Here is a 3,563-nt window from a genome sequence, read left to right as displayed (position 1 = left end):
GAGGCATTCGGCGGCATCGACATCGTGATCAACAACGCAGGCGCACTCGATCTGCGCCCGACCGCGAGCCTGCCGCCGAAGAACCTACGCCGACTGCTGGAGATCAACGTTGAAGGGCCGTTCGCGGTCGTTCAGGCCGCGCTGCCCTACCTGCGCCGATCCGACAACGCGCACATCGTCAACGTCTCGCCACCGCTGGACCTGCACCCGAGGTGGGTCGGCGCCCACGTCGGCCACAGCGTCGGCAAGTACGCCGAGAGCCTGCTCACACTCGGCTGGGCCGAGGAGTTCGCCTTGGTGCCGATCGCGGTGAACTCGCTATGGCCGGCCACCACGATAGCGAGCACCGGGATGATGGTCACGATGGGCGACGAAGCGGTTCGCGCCCAGGCCCGCAGCCCGCAGATCATGGCCGACGCGGTGCACGCGCTGGTCGCTCGGCCCGCCGCGACGTGCACCGGCCACTTCTACACCGACGAGGAGATCCTCCGCGAAGAGGGTCGCCACGACCTGTCGGAATACCGGTTGGCCGCGCGCGAAGAGGACTTGACGCCCAACTTCTACCTTCCGTCGGCCCCGTTGCCCACGGCGTAGGGAGTCAAGCAGTGAGTTCGTTCGACGCATTGAGCGCCCGTGAGCCCGAATTGGTCAAACTGCGCTTCGCCGTGCGGGACTTCCTGCGGTCCGACCGCGCCGAATTCGGCTGGCAACCCGCGGTCGATTCTTGGCTCGGTCAATGGGACGAGGGGTTCTCGGCGCGCCTTGGTGCAGCCGGCTTCCTCGGTCTGACCATCCCCAAGCGGTACGGCGGCCACCAGCTGGGGCACCTGCACCGTTACGTGGTGACCGAGGAACTGATCGCGACGGGCGCGCCGGTGGCGGCGCATTGGACCGCCGACCGCCAGGTCGCGCCGGGCCTGCTGACGTATGGCACCGAAGCCCAGCGCGAGCGGTTGCTACCGCAAATCGTTGCGGGCAAGCTCTATTCGTCGATCGGCATGAGCGAACACGGCGCCGGATCCGATCTCGCTGCCGTGCAGACTCGGGCTGTTCGCACCGACGGCGGCTGGCAGCTTTCCGGCACGAAGGTGTGGACCAGCGGAGCACACCATGCGCACCAGGTCGTCGTGCTGGCCCGCACCAGCCCGCCGGACCCGCAGCACCGGCACGACGGATTCAGCCAGTTCCTGGTTCCGTGCTCCGCGCACGGCGTCCGCATCGAGCCCATCGTGTTGATGTCGGGCGCGCACCACTTCAACGAGGTGATCTTCGATCAGGTCTTCGTCCCCGACGACGACGTGCTCGGCGAGGTCGGCAACGGTTGGCACCAGGTCACCTCGGAGTTGTCCTTCGAACGCAGCGGGCCGGAGCGCATCCTGTCCACCGGCCCGCTCCTGCTCGCCGCGATCCGCGCACTCGGTGCGGGGCCGTCGCCCGACGACCACACGGCGGGGCTCATCGGCGACCTGCTCGCCCGGCTGATCTCGCTGCGCCAGCTGTCCTTGTCGGTGGCCCGCGCACTCACCGGCGGCGGGGACGCGACGAACCTAGCGGCGCTGGTCAAGGATCTTGGCACCAGGTTCGAGACCGAATCCGTCGAGTTGATCGCCGACCTGCTGGAGGGATCAGTGCCGAACCCGGAGCTGGAGGCAATGCTGACCACCGCCTGGCTGCACAAGCCCATGTTCACGCTGCGCGGCGGCACCAACGAGGTGCTGCGCGGTGTGGTCGCGCGAGGCCTGGGGTTGCGATGAGCGCTTGCGCGAAGAGCGGAGGTTCGAGTTGAGCGCGCTCGCCGGCGGCGTCTTCGCCGTCAACGACACCGAGGACGACGACGCCGAACTGCGCCAACTCGTCGACGACATCGGGCGGCGCTCCTACGACGCCGGGTTGGGCCGCCGCGGCGTACCCGACCAGTTCGACGCCGAACTGTGGCGCAACCTCGAGGACACCGGCCTGGCCCAGCTGACCAGTACACCGGACATGGAGGCTGGGCCCCGCGAGCTGGCGGTCGCGCTCTACGGTGTGGCCCGCCACGCCGGCGCGGTGCCATTGGCCGAATCCGATGTCCTGGCAGGCTGGCTCGGGCGGCAGGCGGGCATCGACCTTCCCGACGGTCCGTTGACCGTCGCGATTGCCGACGCCGAGACCGAAGGCGCGCGTGTCACCGGCACTGCGCAATCCGTGCCGTGGGCGCGGGCGTGCACGACGGTGCTTGCGGTTCGCGGTCGCGACGGCCTGCGCGTCGGTGTCATCGACGGGGCGTCCAGCACCCTGCACGAAGGCCACAACCTGGCCGGCGAACCGCGCGATGCGATCACGTTCGACGTGGCCGCCGACCAGCTGAAGACCCTGGACGCCGCCGTGGGTGGCGAGCTTGCGCGGCGCGGCGCCTGGTCACGCTGCGTGCAGATCATCGGCGTCCTGGACGCGGCCGCGGCGCTGTCGGTGGAGCACACCCGTCAGCGCATCCAGTTCGGTCGCGCACTCAGTGCGTTCCAGTCCGTCCAGCAGTCCCTGGCTGGCATGGCGGGAGAGATCGAAAGGGCGCGCGCCGCTGTCGAACTGGCCGTCGCGGCGGCGGCCGAACACGGTTTCGACTCCCAACACACCGACTACGCTGTCACCGTCGCCAAGATCGCGGTCGGCCGCGTCGTCGGCCCGGTCACCACCGTCGCCCACCAGCTGCACGGCGCGATCGGCGTCACCGGCGAGCATCCGCTGTGGTTGTTCACGCTGCGCGCCCAAAGCTGGGCCGGGGACTACGGGACCACCAATCACTTCGCGCGCCGGCTGGGCCGAATGGCCCTGGCTGCAGCGGTTCCGTGGGACCTGGTGACGGGCGATCTGACCCAACTCGAAAACAACAATTAGCAAGGAGGACCGGTGACGGTACAGCAATTCGAAGGTGCGTCGGCGATTGTCAGTGGCGGCGCAGGCGGCCTCGGTGAGGCGACGGTACGTCGGCTGCACGCCGACGGTCTGGGTGTGGTGATCGCCGATCTCGCCGCCGACAAGGGCAAGGCGCTGGCCGACGAGCTGGGCAGCCGAGCGCTGTTCGTCAGCACCGACGTGACGAGTGACGACAGCATCCTGGGCGCCATCGAGCAGGCCAACCAGCTCGGTCAGCTGCGCTACGCGGTGGTCGCGCACGGCGGTTTCGGTGTCGCACAACGGATCGTGCAGCGCGACGGCAGCCCTGCCGACATGGGCGGCTTCACCAAGACCATCGACCTCTACCTGAACGGCACGTACAACCTGACCCGTCTGGTGGCGGCATCGGTGGCCACTGCCGAACCACGCGACGGAGGTGAACGGGGTGCCATCGTGATGACTGCCTCGGTGGCGGGTTACGAAGGCCAGATCGGGCAGACCGCCTATGCCGCGGCGAAAGCCGGCGTGATCGGGTTGACCATCGCGGCCGCCCGCGACCTCAGTTCGGTGGGCATTCGGGTCAACACCATCGCGCCGGGCACCATGAAGACACCGATCATGGAATCGGTCGGCGAAGAGGCCATCGCGAAGTTCGCCGCCAACGTCCCGTTCCCGAAGCGGCTGGGCAC

4 protein-coding genes are annotated in these 3,563 nt (G+C 68.8%); all 4 read left to right on the top strand.

Annotated features, from left to right (window positions below):
• A partial coding sequence (locus tag QOC69_RS09555) for an SDR family NAD(P)-dependent oxidoreductase (RefSeq protein ID WP_526438729.1) occupies positions 1–594 on the top strand: 594 nt, incomplete at its 5' end.
• Between the two features lie 11 nt (positions 595–605).
• Complete coding sequence (locus tag QOC69_RS09550; RefSeq protein ID WP_526438727.1) at positions 606–1,754, top strand: acyl-CoA dehydrogenase family protein; 1,149 nt, start codon at positions 606–608, stop codon at positions 1,752–1,754.
• 28 nt (positions 1,755–1,782) lie between these two features.
• Complete coding sequence (locus QOC69_RS09545) at positions 1,783–2,874, top strand: acyl-CoA dehydrogenase family protein (RefSeq protein ID WP_526438731.1); 1,092 nt, start codon at positions 1,783–1,785, stop codon at positions 2,872–2,874.
• A gap of 12 nt (positions 2,875–2,886) precedes the next feature.
• On the top strand, positions 2,887–3,563 hold a 677-nt coding region (locus QOC69_RS09540), incomplete at its 3' end, for an SDR family NAD(P)-dependent oxidoreductase (RefSeq protein WP_526438725.1).

It is taken from the genome of Mycobacterium sp. (assembly GCF_032162105.1).
Classification (GTDB): Bacteria; Actinomycetota; Actinomycetes; order Mycobacteriales; family Mycobacteriaceae; genus Mycobacterium.
The sequence above is the reverse complement of the archived record's forward strand: the minus strand, read 5'-3'. Positions and strand labels throughout refer to the sequence as shown.